Origin of the sequence: Thermoanaerobacter sp. RKWS2, assembly GCF_026240795.1 — a bacterium.
Taxonomy (GTDB): domain Bacteria; phylum Bacillota; class Thermoanaerobacteria; order Thermoanaerobacterales; family Thermoanaerobacteraceae; genus Thermoanaerobacter; species Thermoanaerobacter ethanolicus.
Map to the genome: position 1 here is coordinate 805,009 of NZ_CP110888.1, position 22,278 is coordinate 827,286.

16 protein-coding genes and 1 pseudogene are annotated in these 22,278 nt (G+C 32.4%); 15 read left to right on the top strand and 2 right to left on the bottom strand.

Annotated elements, in window-relative coordinates; genetic code table 11:
* The first annotated feature begins 28 nt into the window (after window positions 1-28).
* From OEI98_RS04020 to OEI98_RS04035, 4 genes and pseudogenes are all read left to right on the top strand, one after another.
* Window positions 29-1,249: an IS110 family transposase gene (locus OEI98_RS04020; protein WP_003869923.1), complete on the top strand. Its 1,221-nt coding sequence runs from the start codon at window positions 29-31 to the stop codon at window positions 1,247-1,249.
* Window positions 1,250-1,301: 52 nt separating this feature from the next.
* Window positions 1,302-1,931, top strand: coding sequence for a hypothetical protein (locus OEI98_RS04025; protein WP_266039743.1), 630 nt, complete (start codon window positions 1,302-1,304; stop codon window positions 1,929-1,931).
* A 42-nt stretch (window positions 1,932-1,973) separates the two neighbouring features.
* Entirely contained in the window at window positions 1,974-4,088 is a 2,115-nt protein-coding gene (locus OEI98_RS04030) for a hypothetical protein (protein WP_266039745.1), read from the top strand.
* Window positions 4,066-8,887 (top strand): annotated as a pseudogene (locus OEI98_RS04035) (DEAD/DEAH box helicase). The gene OEI98_RS04030 and the pseudogene OEI98_RS04035 overlap by 23 nt, the downstream one beginning before the upstream one ends.
* Before the next feature lie 124 nt (window positions 8,888-9,011).
* Here OEI98_RS04035 and OEI98_RS15255 read toward each other — a convergent pair.
* The gene (locus tag OEI98_RS15255) at window positions 9,012-9,125 is read right to left on the bottom strand and encodes a hypothetical protein (protein ID WP_353784566.1); all 114 of its coding nucleotides are present in this window, start codon (window positions 9,123-9,125) and stop codon (window positions 9,012-9,014) included.
* Between the two features lie 86 nt (window positions 9,126-9,211).
* A complete protein-coding gene (locus OEI98_RS15005; protein ID WP_269207971.1) occupies window positions 9,212-9,319 on the bottom strand; it encodes a hypothetical protein in 108 nt (35 codons plus the stop codon).
* A gap of 208 nt (window positions 9,320-9,527) precedes the next feature.
* On the opposite strand from OEI98_RS15005, the gene OEI98_RS04050 reads away from it, so the two are divergent.
* From OEI98_RS04050 to cas10, 11 genes are all read left to right on the top strand, one after another.
* Window positions 9,528-10,586 carry an Rpn family recombination-promoting nuclease/putative transposase gene (locus tag OEI98_RS04050; RefSeq protein WP_266039751.1) on the top strand — a complete coding sequence of 353 codons (1,059 nt, stop codon included), beginning with the start codon at window positions 9,528-9,530 and terminating at the stop codon, window positions 10,584-10,586.
* A gap of 113 nt (window positions 10,587-10,699) precedes the next feature.
* Window positions 10,700-13,111 carry an AAA family ATPase gene (locus OEI98_RS04055; RefSeq protein WP_266039753.1) on the top strand — a complete coding sequence of 804 codons (2,412 nt, stop codon included), beginning with the start codon at window positions 10,700-10,702 and terminating at the stop codon, window positions 13,109-13,111.
* 18 nt (window positions 13,112-13,129) lie between these two features.
* Window positions 13,130-14,428, top strand: coding sequence for a hypothetical protein (locus tag OEI98_RS04060; RefSeq protein ID WP_003867775.1), 1,299 nt, complete (start codon window positions 13,130-13,132; stop codon window positions 14,426-14,428).
* A gap of 351 nt (window positions 14,429-14,779) precedes the next feature.
* Window positions 14,780-16,243, top strand: a complete 1,464-nt coding sequence (locus tag OEI98_RS04065; protein ID WP_266039757.1) for a TIGR02710 family CRISPR-associated CARF protein — start codon at window positions 14,780-14,782, stop codon at window positions 16,241-16,243.
* 29 nt (window positions 16,244-16,272) lie between these two features.
* Window positions 16,273-17,139 carry a type III-B CRISPR module RAMP protein Cmr4 gene (gene cmr4, locus OEI98_RS04070; protein WP_266039759.1) on the top strand — a complete coding sequence of 289 codons (867 nt, stop codon included), beginning with the start codon at window positions 16,273-16,275 and terminating at the stop codon, window positions 17,137-17,139.
* Complete coding sequence (locus OEI98_RS04075; RefSeq protein ID WP_266039761.1) at window positions 17,112-17,234, top strand: hypothetical protein; 123 nt, start codon at window positions 17,112-17,114, stop codon at window positions 17,232-17,234. Before cmr4 ends, OEI98_RS04075 begins: the two co-directional genes overlap by 28 nt.
* Window positions 17,227-17,475 (top strand): type III-B CRISPR module-associated protein Cmr5, encoded by a 249-nt coding sequence (gene cmr5, locus OEI98_RS15260; protein ID WP_266039763.1) that lies wholly within the window; start codon window positions 17,227-17,229, stop codon window positions 17,473-17,475. The genes OEI98_RS04075 and cmr5 overlap by 8 nt, the downstream gene beginning before the upstream one ends.
* Complete coding sequence (locus OEI98_RS15265) at window positions 17,460-17,645, top strand: type III-B CRISPR module-associated protein Cmr5 (RefSeq protein WP_266040561.1); 186 nt, start codon at window positions 17,460-17,462, stop codon at window positions 17,643-17,645. The genes cmr5 and OEI98_RS15265 overlap by 16 nt, the downstream gene beginning before the upstream one ends.
* Window positions 17,638-18,420: a type III-B CRISPR module RAMP protein Cmr6 gene (cmr6, locus tag OEI98_RS04090; RefSeq protein WP_266039765.1), complete on the top strand. Its 783-nt coding sequence runs from the start codon at window positions 17,638-17,640 to the stop codon at window positions 18,418-18,420. The genes OEI98_RS15265 and cmr6 overlap by 8 nt, the downstream gene beginning before the upstream one ends.
* 1 nt (window position 18,421) lies before the next feature.
* A complete protein-coding gene (gene cmr1, locus OEI98_RS04095; protein WP_266039766.1) occupies window positions 18,422-19,540 on the top strand; it encodes a type III-B CRISPR module RAMP protein Cmr1 in 1,119 nt (372 codons plus the stop codon).
* 19 nt (window positions 19,541-19,559) lie between these two features.
* Window positions 19,560-22,277 (top strand): type III-B CRISPR-associated protein Cas10/Cmr2, encoded by a 2,718-nt coding sequence (cas10, locus tag OEI98_RS04100; protein WP_266039767.1) that lies wholly within the window; start codon window positions 19,560-19,562, stop codon window positions 22,275-22,277.
* Window position 22,278: the final 1 nt, after the last annotated feature.

Below are 22,278 nucleotides of genomic sequence, written 5' to 3' on the forward strand. Positions count from 1 at the left end.
AAATTTTAAAAAAGGAGTTGGTTCTTTCATGGATTTAGTTTATTCTCATGTTTGCGGATTAGATGTCCATAAAAAGAATGTCGTAGCTTGTATAATAACACCAGAAGGTAAAGAAATCCGCACTTTTTCAACTATGACCGATGACCTTATTGCATTAAAAGAATTTATTAAAGCTAAAGGTTGTTCTGTTGTTGCTATGGAAAGTACCGGCTCTTATTGGAAACCTATTTACAATCTACTTGAGCTTGAGAGCATTAAAATCCTACTCGTCAATGCTAAGCATATTAAAAATGTCCCTGGTAGAAAAACCGATGTAAAAGATGCTGAGTGGATAGCAAGTCTCTTACAACATGGCCTTTTGCAAGGCAGCTTTGTGCCAGATCGTGAACAAAGAGAACTTCGCGAGCTTGTACGCTATAGAAAAAGCCTCATTGAAGAAAAATCAAGAGAACTTAATCGCATACAAAAGGTTTTAGAAGGAGCTAATATCAAACTGTCTTCGGTAGTCTCTGATATCAACGGGGCATCCAGTCGTTCTATACTTGAGGCTATTATAAATGGTGAAGAAAATCCCGAAACCCTGGCTGAGCTTTCTCAAGGCAAGCTAAAAAATAAAATGGATGAACTAAAACGCGCTTTAAAAGGCTTGATCAATCATCACCAAAGGATGCTTCTGGAAATACAGCTTAGACATATTGATTACCTTGATGAAGAAATAGCAAAATTAGACGAAGAAATTAAAAATCGAATGCTCCCTTTTGAAAAAGACCTGGCACTGCTGGATACAATCCCTGGAGTCGGAAGAAGAACTGCAGAACAAATAATAGCCGAAATCGGCACGAATATGGAACAGTTCCCCTCTGCTGCCCATTTGTGTTCTTGGGCAGGGTTGTGTCCAGGTCATAATGAAAGTGCTGGTAAACAAAAGTCTGCAAGAACTCGAAAAGGTAACCAAAAATTGCGAAGCTCTCTTATTGAAGCTGCCAGAGCTGCCTCAAGGGCAAAAGATACTTATCTCTCAAGTCAGTACCACCGCATCGCTGCTCGAAGAGGAGCAAACCGTGCAGCAGTTGCAGTGGCACATAGCATTTTAATTATAGTTTATCATATTCTCAAGCAAAAGCAACCATATATTGAATTAGGTCCTACTTATTATGAAGAGAAAAAGCGTAATATGATTATTCGTCAATCTTTAAAAAAGCTAGAGTCTTTAGGCCTTAAGGTCACGGTCGAATCTGCAGTGTCTTAACTTTTAATTTAACTTTATTAACCATTTATTTATCCCATATTTTTACATCGGTATGGGTTTAGTTTTTTGTTGCCTTTTTGAGAGACACTATTTTCAGGATAGATACAAAGATTTAATAAAAGAGGCTGGGGAAGAGGCTGCGGTAACTACCTATCTAGATGTTTCTAAGGGAGTTTTGGAAGATGTGGAGAGAAGGTTAACTGAAATTGAGAAGGAGATCAATTTATATGAACAGAATTTGAAAATAGTAGGAAAAGGTGATGTGGAGGAAGGATTAAAAGTATTAGAAGAACAAAGAGCATTGCGCTTAGAAATAAAAAAAGTTAAAAAGGACGTTACAAGCAAATATTCTTTAGAAACTTTATGGAATAATTTTGAATTAATTTGGAAGTATTCAGATAAGGAAGAAGTAAAAAATCTGCTTAGTGAAGTGCAGAACAAAAAGAAAAAATATGCCGATGTTCTTGAAGAATTGAGTAATCCTCTGTATTTTTTGAATGAATCTACCCGCCTTTTTATATTCCAAGGAGGGGAGGTTGCTGAAGATTTTATTTTTCAATCTTTAATATTTCTAGAGATGTTATACCGTGGAGAGGAAAAAGATGTTCTTTTGCCTAAAAGGATTAAAAATGAAATGAAAAAATGGTGGGAAGAAGAAGGAAAGGAAAAGTTGACTGTATAACGAGAAAAAAACAGGAGAGCAAAGGATGAGAATGATTTAATTTTGCGTAAACCTCTTATAAAACTTGATACTGTTGAAAGAGTTATAAAAGTGGAACTGCCAAAACAAGTATTGAGCAGTGGGTACCCTTTAGTATTCAGAATTAAAGAAGCTGATATAGAAGTTAAGGATATAAAAGTAGCGATTAAAAAGTTGGGTAATGAATATCATACGGAAGCAATCTCAGAAGTTTTGGAAAAGCCAAGAGAATTTTATCATTTTGAGCTTAGACAGGAAGATAAAGTAGTCGAATGGAATATAACGGGAATTTGTCTTAATAAGTGTTTGCTTTTTTCAGTTGAAAAGAAGTTGCTAGAAAGTTCATATCTTCCGGAAGAGGGAGTTTACATAGTTACCCATTATGGAAGCAAGGTCAGTCCTTCTTTAGCAGTAAGAGAAAGGGGAAGGCTAATAGGTGAATGGTCTGATTATGAATATATTTATGTTGATTTGAGCGATATTGAGATGTTTTCCGTAGAAGTAGAAGGGAAGGAGTTTGTTTTTAAAAAGCCATCTGGTTTACGGCCTCAGTTAATTGGTGGAGATATACTCGAAGGAGTAAATGTGCTGGGTAAATTTGTTTATAATGGGAAATTACCGCACTTGGTTTTACCACTGAATTCAGTAGGAGATATAGAGTTTTATGGTATAAAAGTAGAAGTTTCAGAAAAGAGCATTTTTAAGCCTTTAAAGGAAATTAGTAACGTTATAAAAGGAGAGAATATTGCAATTATTCCTTTAGATCTGCTTGCTTCAGAACTTTACGGGATGTATAAAGTGGCATTAGTTTATAAACAGGATATTATCTGGAGTAAAGAATTTGCACTTGTGCCAGATTTACAATTAGAGTTTGATAGGTATTTGTATCCGCCTGTTGAGAAATGGGAAAGAAGGTTTGGGGAAATTATATTAACCTCAAAATACGAATTTGAGGTTAGAGGAAATAAAGTTACCGAGAGTAATTTTCGTAAAAATATTATAAAATTTGATGCAAAATATGACAGTATTGAAATTGAGTTGACATATTTTTTAGAAGAAAGAGAGTTTGATATCAAACTTACAATAGCTATTCCCAAAATTTACTGGCGACTCAGGGATCAAGGAGATTGGCTGAGCGAGATAGAAGAGATTTGGTATGAAGATATAGGAGAACTGGAGGTTAAATTGCCTTACTTTTTACAGGGGATAGGAGCTAAACTTGTATTATCTTCAACTGGGACAGCTATTATGCCCAAAAAAGCAAAAGATACTATCATATTTAGTTTGAAACAGCTGAGTGATATTATCTATGATATCAGAGAAAAAGGTAAAAAAACAGTTTGGGATTTGATTTTATTCTTTGAGAATCACGATATACCATCATTTTTGTTGACAAGAATAAGAGTTCACTGGGAAGTCGTAAATGTTAGAATAAACCAAAAAAGAGAAAATGATAAAAGAAGGGTATTTGTTCAATGGGAAGATTTGGGTAAAGTCTCTGGTAGGATTGTAAGATTATGGTATCTGGGCGATGAAGTGACAGGGAGAATTGAGAGGAAGGTTTCTGATGGTGAAAATGAAGTAGAATTTATTGAGGATTTAGAAAGATTGCCGTTAGGGAAATATAGATTGGAATTTAATATTGAAGATCCATGGTTTGATAAAGAAATTTCTTTGCCAAAAGAGAGGGAGAGAAATTGCATTGATATTATGATTGGAGATAAAGAAGAGATTATTGAAGTACTGCAACAAAAAGGATTGGATATCATTGGGTTTGAAGTGGATGGTGATAAAGTATTGCTTGAAAGAAATTACTGGATACAGGATATTAAGGTATATACAAATTTTGTAGAAGGGATAGAATTTGAAGGTCATGTATGCACTTTTGATAACGATGGTGAAATCATTGAGCTGGAGTATAATCCTTGCAAATTTTACTTCGGAATGAATCCGGATTATTTTAATAAATTGCCTTATTTGATAGATAAAGACAATGATGGTTTTACATATTGCAGAAGATGCAAGGTTATTTTTTCTGAAACTGAGGGGCATAGAGAATGTGGCAAAGAAGTTATACTGCCAGAGTATATACTTGTTCGAATAAGGAGATGGAAAAATGACGAGGTTAGATCCGATTAAGACTACAAATGCTGTTGTTAATAGATATTTGGACTATCTTGCTACTACTTTTTCTTTTAATGATGATAACTTAAAGGAACAGTTTAAAAAAGAGCTTGAAGAATTTGAAGGATTCGTAAAAGGCCCAATTTTGGAAGCTACACCGCCTTTTGAAAGTGGTAAATCTATAAATAGTTTGATAGAAGAAGGTATTTTATCTCGGGAATTTTATAGGCTTTCTACTGGTGAGTTACCTTTAGAGCGTAATTTATATGTGCATCAGGAAATTGCAATTAGAAAACTTGTCAGTGACAAGAGAAATTTGATTATTGCGACAGGTACAGGTAGTGGAAAGACAGAGTCGTTTTTGATTCCTATTTTAAATTATTTGTTCAGGCAAAAAGAAGAAGGGAAGTTAACTCCTGGTGTGAGAGCTTTGCTGTTGTATCCGATGAATGCTCTGGCGAATGATCAGCTTAAAAGGTTGCGGGGATTATTGAAGAATTATCCTTATATTACTTTTGGCAGTTATACGGGTGAAACGGAGTATGAAGAGAAGAAGGCTGTAGAAAGGTTTAAGAAGATGAATCCGGGCGATGAACCGCTGCCAAATGAGATACTGTCAAGAGAAAGAATGCATAAGTTTCCTCCTCATATTCTTCTTACAAATTATGCTATGCTTGAGTATTTATTGCTGCGTCCAGAAGATAATGTATTTTTTGACGGAGAATATGCTAGAGATTGGAAGTTTATTGTTATTGATGAAATACATATTTATACGGGTGCGAAGGGCATTGAGCTTGCTATTTTATTAAGAAGGTTGAAGGATAAGATAGTAAAAAGTAAAAAAGGGATTTTACAATGTATAGGTACGAGTGCTACTTTGGTTGGAAATACTGATAAAGATTTTAAAAAGGTTACGGAATTTGCTCAGAGACTTTTTGATGAAAAATTTGAGTGGGTTGAAGATGACCCTTTACGTCAGGATGTAGTAATAGGTAAAAAGAGAGGTTTGGTAATTTCGAAAAAAAGCTGGGGTAAACCTAAAGGTATTCTATATCAAAAGTGGGCCGATATTATTGATGGAGAAGAAAAAGATAAGATTTCTTTGTTAGTGAAAGAAGGGAAAAATTTAGGTATACCAAAAGAAATTTTAGAAAATGCATTAAATAATTGTGATAGCAAATGGGAAAAATTTCTGTATTTGATTCTTCAAAAAGATGAAAGACTCATAACTTTGCAAAATATGCTGGAAAATGGGTCGTGCTATTTATCGCAAGCTTCAGATGAATTGTTTGGGGAGGAAGAAAATAGAGAACAATATTTGTCTGCGCTAGTGCATTTAGCTAATAATGCTCGAATGGGAGTTAATGAGCAACCTTTACTACCTGCTAGGTATCATTTGTTTATAAGAGCTTTAGAAGGAGGATTTACTTCTTTATTTCCTAATAAGCGTATTTTTTTAAAAAGAAGAGAATGGATATCAGGGAATAAAGGGGAGCGTTATAAGGTTTTTGAGATTGCTACATGTTCTCGCTGTAATTCTATATATTTGGTCGGGGAAATAAAAGAAAAAGATGGAAAGAAATTTTTATATCAACCTGGCAGCCGTTATTACGAGAACGAAGCAAATTTGGAGTATTTTTTACTAATTGAAGACAAGGTTTTGGTACCAGATAATGAAGATGAAATTGTTTTAGCAGGAGGAGAAAACGAATTTATATTCAAAGAGGAAGAATGGGTTCTTTGCGGTAAATGTGGTGCTATTAAACCTGTTAATGAATTGGGAGACCTTTGCGGTTGTGGTGATGAGTATAAGATTAGGCTAATAAGAAGTTCCACTAAAAATGGCATGCTCCACAAGTGCCCTGCCTGTGGGGCTATTAATACTACGGGAACCGTTGCCAGACGTTTTCTTTTAGGGCATGAAGCTGCAACGAGTGTTTTAGCGACAGCTTTGTATCAACACATCCCTGATAGAAAGGAAGAAAAAGTAGAAGAGGAAGATGACGAATGGAGCACAGCCGATAATAATGAGAATTTTTCTGTAACAAATAACCGGCGAATGCTTATTTTTTCTGATAGCCGGCAGGATGCCGCTTTTTTTGCTACTTATTTACAATCCTCATATAACCAAATTTTACAGAGACGTTTGATTATAATGACTCTGGAAAGATATAAAGAGAAAGTAATTAAGAATGAATGGCGTGTAGAGGATCTGGTAGAATATGTTAAGAAAATGCTAAAAGAATTAAATCTTTTTCCTGAACTGAGTTTACAGCAGTTGGAAGAGGAAGCATGGAAGTGGGTATTGTATGAGTTTTTAGGAAGAGGCGGAGAAACAAATTTAGAGTCTTTAGGGCTTTTAGGGTTTGAACCTATATTACCTGAAAATTGGCACCCTCCAAAAGCATTAACTGAAGGGTACATAAATTTAACAGAAAGAGAAGCCACAGAACTTATTATGGTTTTGTTAGATACTATGAGAAAGAATGGTGCTGTGCTATTTCCTGATAGTGTAAGCCTGCAGGATGAATTTTTTAAGCCTTTAAATAGAGAGTTTTATTTTAAGAAGGAAGCAAAAGAGCCTAATAAATATAGTTGGGTTCCAGCTTCCAGTGGGAGAACCAATTCACGCTTGGATTTTATGATGCGACTTGCTGCTGCTAAAGGACAGGAAGTAGATGTAGAAAAGATAAAAGATTTTTTGGCAAGGATTTGGGAGAAATTGTTGATTTCAGACAAATCGCCTTTTAGAAGATATTTTTCCGGGAGTCCGCAAGAAGGATATCGTTTAAATTTGAGATACTGGAGAGTGGTTCCGGCTGTTATTGATAAATCTGTAAAGTGGTATAAATGCAGTAAGTGTAATAGGCTTTCCCTTCACAATGTGGGAGGAGTTTGTCCCAATTATCGATGTGATGGACATTTAGAGGAGTGCAATCCTGATGATGAGTTGAAAGACCATCATTACAGAAAGCTTTATCTTGATATTTTACCTTTGACATTAAAAAGTAGTGAGCACACTGCTCAGCTTACTACTGAAGAAGCAGGAAATATTCAAAAGAAATTTTATGAAGGTGAAATAAATGTTTTGAGCTGTTCTACTACTTTTGAATTAGGAGTAGATGTTGGTGAACTGGAAACAGTATTTATGCGGAATGTTCCCCCAACTCCTGCTAATTATATTCAAAGGGCGGGGCGGGCTGGCAGAAGGACAAGTTCAACTGCTTTTGTGCTTACTTTTGCACAGAGGCGTTCCCACGATTTTACGCATTTTGTTAATCCTTTAAATATTGTGAATGGGAAAATACAAACTCCGCATATTGAAATAACAAATGAGAAAATTGTAAAAAGACATGTTTATGCAGTAGCTTTGGCGTTATTCTGGAGGAATAACCAAGACTATTTTGGGAAAGTTAAAGAATTTTTCAAAAATGATACTTCAGCTTCTGAAGTTATAAAAAATTTCCTTAGCAAGCGACCGAAGGAATTAAAAGAAAGTCTTATGAGAATTGTGCCGCTAAATATGCACAAAGATATTGGGATTGAAGATTGGAGCTGGGTGGAAGGATTGGTGGGGAAAGATGGGGTTTTAAAAAAAGCAGAAAGGTGGCTTAAAAAGGATATAGAAGAGTTGGAAATGATAGAAAAACAATATAGTTATGAGAAAAAGTACAGTAAAGCGGATTTTGTAAGGCGAGTAATTAATACTTTAGAAGGACGCTATATAATAGATTTTCTTTCTCAATCTAATGTTATACCGAAGTATGGCTTTCCTGTCGATGTAGTAGAGTTAGAAGTACATCATCACGGGGAAGAAGCTAAGGGACTAGAGCTTACTAGAGACTTAAAAATAGCTTTGTCTGAGTATGCTCCTGAAAGCCAAGTAGTAGCAGGAGGCAAATTGTGGACAAGCCAGTATATTAAGAAATTGCCTGATAGAGAACCTATAAAGTATAATTATGCGATTTGTGATTATTGTGGACACTATTATAGTGATATAGCAGATAAAGAGACAAAAATTGATTTTTGTCCTTCATGTGGTAATAAAATTCGACGCAGTGGTACATTTATTACGCCTGAATTTGGATTTGTTGCTGGTCCTCCTCAAAAGCCAGGTTTAATAAGGCCAGAAAAAACTTATACTACGTAAATATTTTGCACAGGAAGAAAAAGTCGAAAAAATATTGTCAATAAATTTGAATGGGATAACTGTAGAAATGGAAGCTGGGAATGGTAAATTGGCTGTTGTAAATAATGGGAAAGGAGCTGGGTTTGCTGTTTGTGAAAGTTGTGGATACGCAAAAGTTTATGATGGAAAGCCTATAGGCGAGCATAAGACAAGAATGGGTAAAGTATGTAAAGGAACTTTTTCACGTTATTCTTTGGGATATGAATTTTCAACGGATATACTTTCCCTAAAATTTATAGGGTATAGTGATGAGAGAGAAGGATTCTGGGAATCATTGCTTTATGGATTGATAGAGGGAGCATGCAAAGCTCTGGAGATTGATAGGCAGGATGTTGATGGTACGTTATATTCTTATGCGGGGGATCCAAGAAGACCTGCTATAGTATTGTTTGATGACGTACCCGGTGGAGCAGGACAGGTTAAAAGAATTGCGGAAGAAGAAAATTTCATAAAAGTCCTTAAAAAAACGCTAGAAGTAGTTTCAAGTTGTGAATGCGGAGGTAAAGAAGGAGATGCAAGCTGCTATGGTTGTTTAAGAAATTATACTAATCAATACTGTCATGATATATTAAAGAGAAGATATGTAATGGAGTTTGTTTCTAAACTTTTGGAAGACTTGATGTAAGAGAGTTATAACGTGAAAGATGAGAATAAAATATGTGAAAAGGTCTTGAGAATTAGATAGTGTCAATAGCGGATTAAAGTTGACCCATTTTCAGTGGTTTTAAATTGACCCACCCTGTTTTTTTTTAATTTAGGCTTACAGTTTTAACATAATAAAGACTAGTCTTTAACCTATCCTTTAAACGGTAATTGTTACTTCTTATGTTAATTATATAGGCATGGTACGGCAATCTATCCAAAAACGCAGTTGCAAGAATTGGCTTCCCACCTTAATTTACCATATTCCTCAAATACTCTATTGCTTGTAAGTATTATGCTTCTTCTCTCATACTGTGCGTTTATCAGCTAAAAAAAGATTTACTCCAAGGTTGTCTAAAGGCAAATACCCTACTTCATCTACGACAAGAAGCCTTAGCCTTATGTACTTCCTCATCTTTCTATCAGAAATTTTTGATACTTATCCAACGCAGGCAAAGGCTTTAGGTTTTCTCTCTTCACTTTCGTTAATGCAGTGGAAATTTTTTAATACCCATTGCTAGTTTTTTGAGAAATAAAATGGTAAAATGAGGGTAGAGTGAAAAATTATTATTCAAAACTTATGATTTATGAGATATAATGATATTAAGAAGGAGCAAAATGTCATGGATGATAAAAATGTAAAGGAAGCTATTCACAATCAGCATGACAAAGGGTATAAATTTTTGTTATCCAGTAAGCGAGTGTTTATAGAGTTATTAAGAAGTTTTGTAAAGCAGGAATGGGTAAATGATATAGACGAGGCAAATGTAGTTAAAGTAGATAAGTCATTTGTATTACAAGACTTTGCAGATAAAGAAGCTGATTTGGTTTATAGAGTAAAATTAAAAGATAAAGAGGTTATATTTTATATATTGATGGAGTTACAATCAACAGTTGACTATCAAATGCCCTACAGATTACTTTTATATATGGTAGAGATATGGAGAAGCATACTAAAAGATACACCAAGAAAAGAATCAAGAAGGAAAGATTTTAAATTACCAGTTATAGTGCCGATAGTATTATACAACGGAGACCATAAATGGACAGCAAAAACAAGCTACAAAGAAACACTAAATTCCTATGAAACCTTTGGAGAATATGCAGTAGATTTCAAATATATACTAATAGATGTAAATAGGTATACAAAAGAAGAATTATTAAAGTTAGAAAACTTAATAGCTTCTGTATTTTTATTAGAACAAAAAGTAGAATTTGAAGAAATAATGAAAAGGCTTAAGGAATTATCAGAGATATTAAATAACTTGGATAAAGATGAAATATTATTATTTAAAGCATGGTTTAAAAAGATATTACTAGCTAGATTGCCGGAAGAAGAGCGAGAAAATATAGAGAGAATAATAGATGAAAACAAGGAGGTGGAAGAGATGATATCAAATCTTGAAAAGACCATATTGCAAGAGATGAAAGAGCGTGAGAAAAGGGGTATTAAAAAAGGGATAAAAAAAGGAATAGAAAAAGGAATAGAAAAAGGAATAGAAAAAGGCATGGAGAAGGGAATAGGAGTAACTGTTATTAAGTTATTAGAGAAGAAATTTGGGAATGTTCCTGAAGAATATGTAAAGAAAATAGATGGTGCAAACAGGGAAACGTTGATGGATATTGTTGACAATATATTTGATATAGATAAGATAGAGGATTTAGATAAGTTTTTGAAATAAGGGCACTATGAAAGGTAGTGCCTTTATTTTTTATGGAAATATAAAGGATTTTCAATAAATTTATAGAATAGATAATATAACATACATTAATGTAGTTTTAGGGGGATCTTAGGATGAAGATTGAAGATTTAAAAGGAAAATTTTTTATGGACAATTATATGGACATTGCTATTGAGGAATATTTAAAGTTCAAAGAAACTGTGGATTACGATGAAAAGTATAAAAGAGAAGTTTTAAGCGAAATAAATGATTATTTAAAAGACAAGCGTATTGCTGGGGAGAATGTTATAGAAATAATTAAGTATTTTCAAAGTAAAAATCCACAAAAGGGTGGTTTTGTTCATTGGTCGAATTTAGATGATTTATATAAATATGCAGAAGAAAAACCTTCAGAAGTAGCTGAATTGTTTAACTATCTATATGATGATTCGGCAGATTTAGAAGATAGAATACGAAGATTTGTGAATACTGGGGAAAGATATAATACTACTATTAAATTTGATACTTCTCTTTTTGGATATTTATTAGCAGGTTTTAGTTTAGAGAAGTATCCCTTGTATAGGGATCAGGCATTTAGAGAGTTTTTAAATTCTTTTGGAATTAATGAGTCTTTAACTGAAGATGTAGCAGATAAGTATTCTACCTATTATGAAGTTTGTAATATTTTGCTCGATTATTTTAAAGAGAAAAATTATATAAAAAATCCAGATATGTTGGATGCACAGGATTTCATTTATTGTCTTACCAACTACAAGGAACTGTATGTAAAAGTAAGTGTAAAGTATCTCTATGAACATGCAAAGGTATTGTATTCTTTTAGTAAGGATATAAATGCTTTTTTGGAATATTTAAAGGAATTAGATAGAGAATATTTACAAGTTTTATATGAAAGATACAAAGGTGATGAAAAAGTCAATGAAATTAGATTTAGAGTGTGTGAGATGATTTTAAATGGTGATTATGTGGATGAGAAAAATTTGGAGAGCATAAAGAATGAAGTTGCAAATAAACATGAAAAAGATATTTTAAAATCATGGAATGATTTTAAGATTTTGTTTCCATTATATTATGAAAAGTATAAGGAAAAAGTGAATATAGAAATTAGAAAAATTTACAATAGTATTAAATCGATATTTCCTAATTTTAAATTTAAAGAAAATAAATATATTAGTGATTTTTATGGACCACAGAATTTTGGAGGGAGTAGATGTTGGTTTGCAATATATCCCGAAAAGAAAAAAACACATAAAGAAGCTGCTCAGTTATTTTTTACAATTGGGGGAGATGAAACGGAAAAGTATTCTAATATTTCGTATGGTTTATATATAGGTGATAATATTAATAAAATTCTTGAAGAGAAAGGCACCAAAGAACACGATGATATAGAAACCATTGATAACCCTAATGATTTTACATATAAGAAAATGGTGAAGAAGTTTATTGAAGTTTTTGATAGGTTTAAAAAGATAAATGGTATAAATAGAGAGGACATTATTAAGGTGTCTCATGGGGAAAAGGATAAAAGCGGCGAGGAGGAGAAAGATGGCTTTCTTCATGAAATTGATTTTGAAAGAGAAATTAAAATAAATAATTTATTTTTTGAGGATGCAGAGGTTTTATCAAAGCAAATATCTACTGCTTTAAAATCAGGTAAACACATAATATTGGTAGGTCCTCCTGGAACAGGCAAGTCCAAACTAGCTAAAGAAATATGTAAAAGTTACGGAGTAGAATACGAAATGGTGACTGCCATGTCCGATTGGTCTACTTATGATACTATTGGTGGTTATAAACCTGATAGGGATGGAACTTTGTATTTTGATGAAGGCGTATTTTTACGGCTTTTTAAAAATAAGAAAAATAACAATTCCAATATCAAGTGGCTAATTATAGATGAAATAAACAGAGCTGATATTGACAAAGCTTTTGGTGTATTATTTTCTGCCTTAACAGGGGACAGGGTGACACTGAGTTTTAAGTCAAAATCTGGAGAGAATATAGTCATACGTCCGGAGGAAGATGATGAAGAAGAGGTAGAGATACAAGAACATGGGTATGTAATTCCTAAAGATTTTCGCATTATTGGGACTATGAACACTTACGACAAAACTTCTTTATATGAAATGAGCTATGCCTTTATGAGGCGATTTGCTTTTATTCCTGTTGGTGTGCCAAAAAACATTGATAAGGACCTTGTTGCGAAATATCTTAATATATGGGGGATAGAGGATAAAAGCATCAATAATGTGGATTTAAAAGAGGGACTGGCGGAGGTTTGGAATATTATTAACGAATACAGAAGAGTTGGACCTGCTATTATTGAAGACATTGCCAGATATGTTAGCGTTGAAGGGGATTACACTTCTGCTGTTATACTTTATGTCCTGCCGCAGTTCGAAGGCGTTATGGAAAATGATATTAAAAAATTTGCAGAGGAATTGTATAAAAGCAGTATAGGAGATTTTTCTAGACAAAAGGATAGATTGGATGGATTCATAAAAGACTTTTTTGGAATAAAAATGTGATTTTTAGGGGATTTGACTATGAAGACAAGTAAAGAAGTGCTTTTAGAATCTATCAAAGAGGATTTATTGGTATATTTAAAGTCTGGCAAATTATCTCCGCTACCTTTTTTGAATGAGTTAAATTTAAACATAAATAAGGTTGAAGATTTGTTGAAAATACATTTTTTATTAATGGATGAGGTTAAGGATTATATATTAAATCTTCCAATGATGATTAGGGAATTGAAGGTTTCAACTAATCTTACAAAGGAGATAAGTTATAATAAAATTAGAGGCAGCATAGATTGGAAAGAGACTATAAGACAGAGATTGAATACAAATTATAAAGATAAAACTCTTTTTTCTTATAATGAAAGGAATAAGCTTTATAATACCAAAGAAAATGTAGTCTTAAAAAAGTTTATAGAAGTTTTGTATGACATCGTTATAGGCCTTAATATGGATAGATTTACAGGTTATGATTGGTACGTAGAGGGAGAAAAAATAAATAAAATTGTAAAAGAGATATATGAAAAAAATGTTTATATGAGCAGGATAAATATTGAAGGTATAAATGTCACGGATAGGATGATTGAAGATGTTGCAAAAAACAGGAGTAAACTCTATAGTGATGCAGCTAAGCTTTTAAGAAAGTACAGACAAATTATAAATTTTATTGATTATGAAGAGATTAAAAAACTTTTTGAGAAAACTTTTATAGAAATTGCTGATGAAAATACTTTGTTTGAATTATATTGGGTTGTAAGAATTTTAAGAGATAACGCTTGTAATGAAAAAATGTATATCGTTGATGGCACGAATAATAAAATAGCGAGTTGGGAAGACGGAAATTTACTATACAATATTTATCACAACAGTACTGGTTCTGATAATCTAATATTTAAGATAGGATTTGAGGAAGTAGAAAATATTGAAAATGAATATTTTAGAAGGATGATGGCAGTAGTTAAAAAGACTCACGAGATAGCAGATAAACTTTTTGAAGATAAAGGTACTTTGGGCAATATCTTTTGGAGCGGCAGGCCGGATATAATAATAGAAATTATTGATAAAAACACAGGAAGAATAGTAAAAGTTATTTTAGGAGAAGTAAAGTATACAACAGATAGAGAATATATGATACAGGGTTTAAAGGAGCTTTTGGAGTATGTTTATTATATAAAGGAAAAGTCAATAAAAGGCATGTACGTTTTTGACAATCCACAAAGTGGCATAGAAGTGGAGGGTATTTTGTTTGTAGATAATATTGATTTTAAGCCGTTGCACAATGAGATTGTAAAGGTGTATGGGACGGATACTAAAGAGATTTTGCTATAACTTATCAGTAAGATTTGTAGGCTATTAAGTTACAACAGGTAAAACTTCAAATGGTAAAATGTATGTTAGAATTGTCGGTGCAAAAGAAGATGCCCAAAAAAAGGGCCGTGGTGATTAAGCTTGTTTATTTGCTTTTTGCGGTTTGCGTCCTGCAAAGAATTCTATTACAGCAAGAATTAGAACGATAACTCCCCAAACAGTCATGTCATGTTTAATAGAGAAAAAAGAGACAAATTTATCGAAATATATTGGAATTTTATTTATATTTATGTTGTTTTTTGGAGAATAAAATGGTAAAATTATAAATATAATAGTAAAATTGTTTTATTTTTTAGAAAAGAGGAGGGAAAAATGGAAAAGAAAACGATATTGCCAAGTGATAAAATTGAAGAGGAAATAAGAGAAAAAGTAGAAATTTGGGAGACAATACCAGCCAGAGAAGCTGAAGATTATTATTACAAAGAGATATTCCCATTGGTAATAGAAAAGTTTCAGTTAGATAATAATACTAATTTTCATGGAAGATATGAAAACCTGATTTTGTCATTAGGTTTTTCTTTTGAACCTCTCGTATTAACTATACATACTATAAAACCTAAAAGAGTATTATTTCTCTATACCAAAGACTCTATAGGAAATTTAGACAAAGTGGTAAAGTTAACTGGCTTATTGCCTTCTCAGTACATAGCAGAAGAAATTGTAAAAGATAGTCCTATTGAAATTTATAAGATTTTAAAAGAAGTTTATATAGATAAATGGGGTAAACCCGATAAAACTGCTATTGATTTTACAGGTGGTACTAAAGCTATGTCTGCAGGGATGGCGATGGCAGGTGCGTATTTAAAAATAGATTTAGTATATGTTGCCAGTGAATATAATAATAAAATGCGTAAACCAAATCCAGGGACAGAGAAATTGAAAATTGTGGAAGATCCATACCAAATTTTTGGAGATTTAGAAAAAGATAAAGCTATAGCACTTTTTAACAAGGGCGACTTTATTTCTGCACATAAAATTTTTTCTGAATTAGAAGAAAGAGTAGCTTATAGAGACTATACTTTCTACAAAATGCTAGCAGAAATCTATTCATTTTGGGATAGGATTGCCTTTAATGAAGCTATTGATGGATTTGAAAAGCTATTCAAAATATTAAAAAGTTGGAAGCCAATTGACAAAAATGCAATCGCTTATAAATACGAAGAAATATTGTACAAGCAACATAACCTTATTAAACCATTAAAGGATATTAACTTACAAGATAAAGGCAAAGAAAAGGATTATGTCACAGACAAGTATATCTATACACCGCTTATTTTTTCAATTTATACCAATGCTTTAAGACGGCACTATGAGGGAAAACATGATGTTGCAATTCTTTTATTATACCGTGTCTTGGAACTAATTGCTCAAGTTAGACTTGCAAGTTATGGTTTTTATGTTTATTTTCCTGATTATTCCAAATTACCTCTTAGCGAAGAAAAATTGTTAGAGAGAATGAATGAAAATATCAAACGGTTTCCAAATTTTAAAGAATATAAGGAATTGCCTCGCAATAATGTAGCTTTATTTGATGCTTATGTTTTAATTAAATCTATTGATGATGAGTTGTTAAAAGATATAAATATTGGGATTATATATAGTAAAGTTCAGTTGAGAAATAAATCCATATTTTCACATGGTTTTAGTATTTTATCAAAGAAAGATTTTGATGATTTTCATGAAATAATAAAAAAGATTTTTATTCGTTTTTGTGAAATGGAAGGTTTGGAATTTGAAAAAGTGTGCAAAGATTACGAGTTTATCTTATTAGAATAAATTAAATTAACAGGAAAGGGTGGATATATATGTTTAAAAAAGCTAAACCATTTTTTATCTACACTGAAACTCCTACACATGTAGGCAGTGGCTCGGAATTGGGATATGTTGACCTTCCAATTCAGAGAGAGAAACACTCTAATTTTCCTAAAATTGAATCGTCGGGATTAAAGGGAGCTTTAAGAAGTGTTTTTGAAAGGGATGAATCTTTAAAAGAGAATGTGAAGTACATATTTGGGCCAGATGAAGGAGATCTTCATGCAGGTGCTATAGGTTTTTTAGATGCGAGAATTTTGCTGTTTCCCGTAAAGTCTGCGAAAGGAATTTTTGGATGGATTACTTGCCCTTATGTTCTTGGAAGGTTTAAAGAAGACATGAGTTTGTGCAATGAAAGTTGGATAAAAGAATTAGATGATATAGATATGATAGGGCCCAATTCTATAGTGGAGGATTCAAATCTTATACTTAACAAAGAGGACAAAGCAGTCATATTAGAAGAATATTCTTTTAAAGTAAAATCAAATGCTAAATTGCAGCAATTTTCTGATTGGCTGGCTGATGTTGTTTTTCCAAAAAATCAAAATGGACAAAACGATTTATACAGAGCTTTTAGGGAAAAGATGAAAAAAGATATAATGGTAATTTCAGATGATGATTTTAGAGATTTTACAGAGATGTCTACAGAAGTTATAACCAGAACAAGAATTGATCCTGATAAAGGGACAGTACAGAACGGAGCTCTTTTTAATGAAGAGTATGTTCCTGAAAATACGGTATTTTATTCGTTGGCATTGGCTTCAATACTCTTTATAGATGAAGCAGAAAAAGAGAAAATAAAAAAGAAAAGTCGAAAGCGGATGAAGATTTTGTGTTGGATTATTTCTTTGGAGGGATAAAAAAACATGAAATTGTTCAAATCGGTGGCAATGCTACGATAGGTAAAGGCATTGTGAGAATTGGGGCTATAGGGAAGGATGGTAAAAATGAGTGATAGAGAATCCATAAAGACAACGGCAAATGATAGAGCAAAATTTGCATATGAGTGTGTGAAAAAAGTATGTGAGAATCAAGATGAAGAATTTCGCAAAAATTATAAGTCGTATTCAAAAAAATTAATGGCTATGATAAAGATAAATGGGTTTGGGGCTACATTAGCATTTATGAAAGGATCTTTTCAAAAAAAGGGGGTAAGGCATACAAAGAGCTTTATAACAATATTGATACTTGGCTAAAGTTACGAAGTTGTCCTGTTAGCAGCTTCTATAATAATGCGGAAGGAAGAGATATGGTAGAAAAAGTTCTGTCTCTTGAAAGTGATTCTTATAGAGTTATTACGAAAGAAGTTATGGAATTTATAAACTGGATAAGACGGTTCGCTGAAGGGATGATAATGGATGATTGAGAGCGATAAATTGAGAGTGCCTGCTGATACGCGTTCTTGTGTTAAAAATTTTAAAGGTGACATTGATAATTTTAATTTACTGCTAAACAAATATGTAGAATTTGATAAAAGTGATGATGTAGTAAAAGGGAGTCTACCTGAAAGTAAAAAAGAAGAATTTGATAAAAGTATACAATTTGTGATGAAACAAAGGTACATATTAGAAAAATATAAATCTTGTGGGTATGAAGTAGTCAGCTATGAGTTTAAGCCTTATGATAAAATTGTTATTGGCTTAGGGCAGGAATCTGTAAGGGAAGTTTCACTAACTCTTCACTGGATATATGGCATTCCATTTATTCCTGGACAAGCTATAAAAGGAGTAGTGTCTAATTGGATTAGTTCTTTGGAAGATATAAAAAATGATAATAATTTTATTAAGATTTTTGGTACAGAAGATGAAAATGGGAAGGTGGTCTTCTTAGACTCATATCCTAAAAATGGAAAATTTTCGATAAAGCGAGATATAATGAATCCTCATTATCCTGAATATTATTTACAATCTAAAGCACCATCTGACTGGCAAAATCCCAATCCTGTTTTCTTTTTAACGGTAGAAAGAGTAATTTTCAATATCAATCTGGTTTATTTAGAAAGTGGAATTAGAGATTTAAAAATAAAGGATAAAACTTTAGAAGAATGGATGATTAAAGCTTTTAGTTGGAATGGTATCGGAGCAAAAACTTCAATTGGTTATGGCAAAGGAGAATTAATTTTAATTGGGGGAAGTAAGTGATATGTATAGCGTTGAGTTTGTTCTTAAAATAGTGACGCCTCTTTATATGTTTGGGGCAAATCAGCAATTTCCAGAGTTAAGGACGTCAGAATTTAAAGGCATGATTCGGTTTTGGTGGAGAGCATTAAAGTGCAGTAATAATATTCCTATATTAAAAGATGAGGAGGAAAAAATATTTGGTGGAACTTCAGAGAAAAGTGGCAAAAGCAAAGTAGGTGTTATTATAAAAGAGGCACAAGCCAAAAGTAACATTGGCGAAAATTTACAGAGAGATAATAATTTTAACTGGTATTTTAACAAACAAGAAAGGATATTAAAAGGCAGAAATAGAGGTATTGGTTATTTACTATATTCTGTAATAAATAAAAAATATTTTAAACCATCTGGCACTTTTAAGCTTATTCTATACAGTAAAAAAGATGAAAACGCTTTAAAAAATGCTGTAGCTGCTTTTTGGTGTGCTATTAATTTAGGTAATTTTGGTAGCAGAGCAAGAAGAGGTGCAGGCTCTATATCTGTTGTCAACATAAAAGGTGAAACCTATGGACTCGAATTTATTCCAACAGGGAGAAATAGTGAAGAATTGGCACAGTGGCTTATTCTAAATGTTAATAAAGCAGCTAAGATAATCAATCCTGTTGACCATAACTGTGCTTATAGTAATATTATTTCTTCATCTTTTATTCTATCAAAGCAAAGTTTTAGTAAATGGAGTGATGCACTGTCAGATATTGGAGCAATATATATGGATTTTAGAAAAGATGTAAGAAGTAATATCCAAAGCGGAATTTTTGGACTTCCTATAGTTCATTCAAATAAAAGCAAAGTGATTGGAGAGTTTTTTGATAAGCAGAATCAGCAAAAAGAAATTGAAAGGCGTACCTCGCCATTATTATTCAAGATATTAGAATGTGACGGTAAATATTATTGGCTGATTTTAAGATTTGGAGGAAATTATTTGCCTAATACTGCAGAGTTAATTTTAATGATAAAAGAAAAGAAAGAAAAAGGAGCATCTGTGGAAAAAGTATTGCGTAGAGAAAAGCCATCTTGGAATTTGTTGGATGATTTTTGGAGAGAAGTATTAAGAGATAACGTTGGTGAACGGTTTTTTAATTAGGGTAGGAGGGGATTAGCCAATGAGTAAGAAAGAAGAGTTATTTGGAAATAAATTAAAAGCATATTTTCACGATTCTCCAGACAAGCCTTTTATTTTGTTAACAGGTGAAAGTCATGAACAAAGAGCGCAAGAAATATCTGAGAAGATGGGTATTCCTTATGACAAAACTATTGCTTCAGATATTTTAGCTTCTTCTATGGAAAGGTATTATGTACCTAAAGATGCCAGTAAAAATAAAAATTTGCAAGTTATCTTTGAAGAATATCCTGAATTTGTTCATCCTCTTGCGGCTAATCGATTCAATAATTTTGCTGTAAAAAAAGAAATATTTAAAAAAGCTGTAGATGATGCGGTAGAGGAATTATCGAAAATGAACTTTAAAGATAATTATGAGAAATTTGTTTATTTATGGCGTTATTTAGAGGAAATTTTAAAGAAACATACGCCAGCAGAATATAAGAAATTTTGGGATTTGGCTCCTGCTGATACTCGATTCCCCAATCACACGATATTTGAACATTTAAAATTGGCTTCTGCAGTGAATGCGTATTTTTATAATAATATAAGTTTAAATAAGATGACGTTATTTCTCTTTACTATAGGTCCAGTGCAAGAATATATTGGCCAAGCTAGAAAAACACAAGATTTATATTGGGGAAGTTATATTTTATCTTATTTAACATGGATAGCCATAGAGAAAGTTATAGAAATCTATGGACCTGATTGTATAATATTTCCTGAACTCAAAAAACAGCCTTTATGTGATTTTTGGATAGCAAAATTTTTTGACAATAATCCGATTATAAATCAAAACCTTAAAACACCTACTATTCCTAACAGATTTTTTGCAATTTTGCCTACAAAAAACGTAGAGGAAATTAGAGCGTTAGAACTTAAAAAGATAGTACAAGATGAGTTTGCAAAGATTGGTGAGTATATTTTTACTCATATTGTGAAAGGTAATGATGAGCAAAAGAAAAATTTTTTAAATCAATTGTCGACTTTTCCTGATGTGTATTGGGTTGCTTTGCCTTTAGAGAGTGGGGATGGAAATAAAGCTGATTGGGAAATCCAGCTGGATAAGATAAAGGATTATTTTAGCAGTGATGATATTGAAGAGATGAAGGAGTTATTAAATTTTATTAAGGGTCAAGGTGAATATGAGCCTAATATTGGTAATATTTATGGTTTGCTTTATTCTTTTATGGAGAAAATGTTTGGAGCGAGAAAAGGGGTAAGGAACTTTTCTCAGTATGAAGAAGAAGGGCGTAAATGTTCTGTATGTGGCGAATACAATGTTTTTATCTATAGGTCCACAAGAGAAGAGGAGGAAAATATAAAAAAAGGGAAAGAGAGTTATAAAATTAAACTTCTTAAAAAGCAAAATGCAATAATCAAGGTAAGTGAGGATAAAAGTATTCCTTATAAGTACTTAGCGCAAGGGGAAGGATTATGCAGTAAGTGCTTTACAAAAAGAGCTGCAGAAATATATTTTAAGGAAGTGTTTGGAGATAAAAATACAGAAGAAAGTTTTCCTTCTACTGCAGAAATAGCATTGATGGATATAATTAATAACGCGGATAATAAGTTGAAAACAACTATAAAAGAATACGAAGAAGCATTTAAAAACTGGTGCGGTGATAACTTTGATTACGAATTGTTATATGAAGAAAATCTCAATGAAAATTATTTTGAAACTTATGGTTTTAATATAAAAAAATTACAGGAACTTAAAAAATTGCTACAAAATATTGATGATAGGATAAAGAATTTAAAGCTAAATAAAAAGAAATATTATGCCGTTATAAAGCTGGATGGAGATGACATGGGGAAGTGGCTGGCAGGAGAATTAGCACCCTATATGTTAGAAATGTACCACAGTAAGTTACAAGGCTTTTTACCAGAAAATTTCAAGAAAAACATTAAAGATAAAAAACGACTAATGACACCAGCTATTCACTCTTTAATTAGTGAAGCACTTAGAAATTATTCTTTAAAGTATGTGAAGGAAATAATTGAAGGAGAAGAAGCAGGAAAAGTAATATACTCTGGTGGAGATGATGTGTTTGCAATAGTAAATCTTAATTATTTATTGGATGTTATGGTAAAACTCAGAGCAGCTTTTAGCGGGCATTTAATTGTTAATGAGAAGTTGATTCCAGATTTTACAATAGATGCAGGATTTATAGAAAGAAAAGATGAAATTGACTTGATGATGGGCAACAGACCAACTGCGTCAATGGGAGTAGTTATAGCACATTATAAAGAAGATTTGAAAGACGTTATAGCCTCTGTAAATGAGGTAGAAGAAGAATATGCTAAAAAAGTTGAAGGCAAAGATGCTTTTGCAATAAAACTTATTTTGCGTTCTGGTGAAAATTACATTGCAATGGCTAAGTGGAATTATGTGGGTATAAACAATAGAGAAGGTATAATAGGTCTATTAAAAGATATAAATTCCTTTTTTAAAGAAGGTAAGATAAGCATTTCTTTTGTGGGGAAATTAAAAGCAGCGTTAGAAAAAATAGATATAGATTCTCTTCCACAGGGTGTTTTTACTAGTGAACTCAAAAGAAGTATTAAGCGTTCATTAAATACTGAATTAAGCAAAGAAGAAAAAGAAAAAGTTGAAAGGGAATTCTTCTCTTTATTGGGATCTCTATATAAAGAGGTAAAATATGAAAATTTTATTGGATTCTTGACAATTTTGGCTTTTTTGAATCGAGGAGGTGAGTAAT

What these genes read in the sequence shown, in the direction of transcription:
- OEI98_RS04020 (WP_003869923.1), top strand. Translation starts at nt 29, where the DNA reads ATGGATTTAGTTTATTCTCATGTTTGCGGATTAGATGTCCATAAAAAG.
- OEI98_RS04025 (WP_266039743.1), top strand. Translation starts at nt 1,302, where the DNA reads ATGGGTTTAGTTTTTTGTTGCCTTTTTGAGAGACACTATTTTCAGGAT.
- OEI98_RS15005 (WP_269207971.1), bottom strand. Translation starts at nt 9,319, where the DNA reads ATGAGGAAGTACATAAGGCTAAGGCTTCTTGTCGTAGATGAAGTAGGG.
- OEI98_RS04050 (WP_266039751.1), top strand. Translation starts at nt 9,528, where the DNA reads ATGGATGATAAAAATGTAAAGGAAGCTATTCACAATCAGCATGACAAA.
- OEI98_RS04055 (WP_266039753.1), top strand. Translation starts at nt 10,700, where the DNA reads ATGAAGATTGAAGATTTAAAAGGAAAATTTTTTATGGACAATTATATG.
- OEI98_RS04060 (WP_003867775.1), top strand. Translation starts at nt 13,130, where the DNA reads ATGAAGACAAGTAAAGAAGTGCTTTTAGAATCTATCAAAGAGGATTTA.
- OEI98_RS04065 (WP_266039757.1), top strand. Translation starts at nt 14,780, where the DNA reads ATGGAAAAGAAAACGATATTGCCAAGTGATAAAATTGAAGAGGAAATA.
- cmr4 (WP_266039759.1), top strand. Translation starts at nt 16,273, where the DNA reads ATGTTTAAAAAAGCTAAACCATTTTTTATCTACACTGAAACTCCTACA.
- cmr5 (WP_266039763.1), top strand. Translation starts at nt 17,227, where the DNA reads ATGAGTGATAGAGAATCCATAAAGACAACGGCAAATGATAGAGCAAAA.
- cmr6 (WP_266039765.1), top strand. Translation starts at nt 17,638, where the DNA reads ATGATTGAGAGCGATAAATTGAGAGTGCCTGCTGATACGCGTTCTTGT.
- cmr1 (WP_266039766.1), top strand. Translation starts at nt 18,422, where the DNA reads ATGTATAGCGTTGAGTTTGTTCTTAAAATAGTGACGCCTCTTTATATG.
- cas10 (WP_266039767.1), top strand. Translation starts at nt 19,560, where the DNA reads ATGAGTAAGAAAGAAGAGTTATTTGGAAATAAATTAAAAGCATATTTT.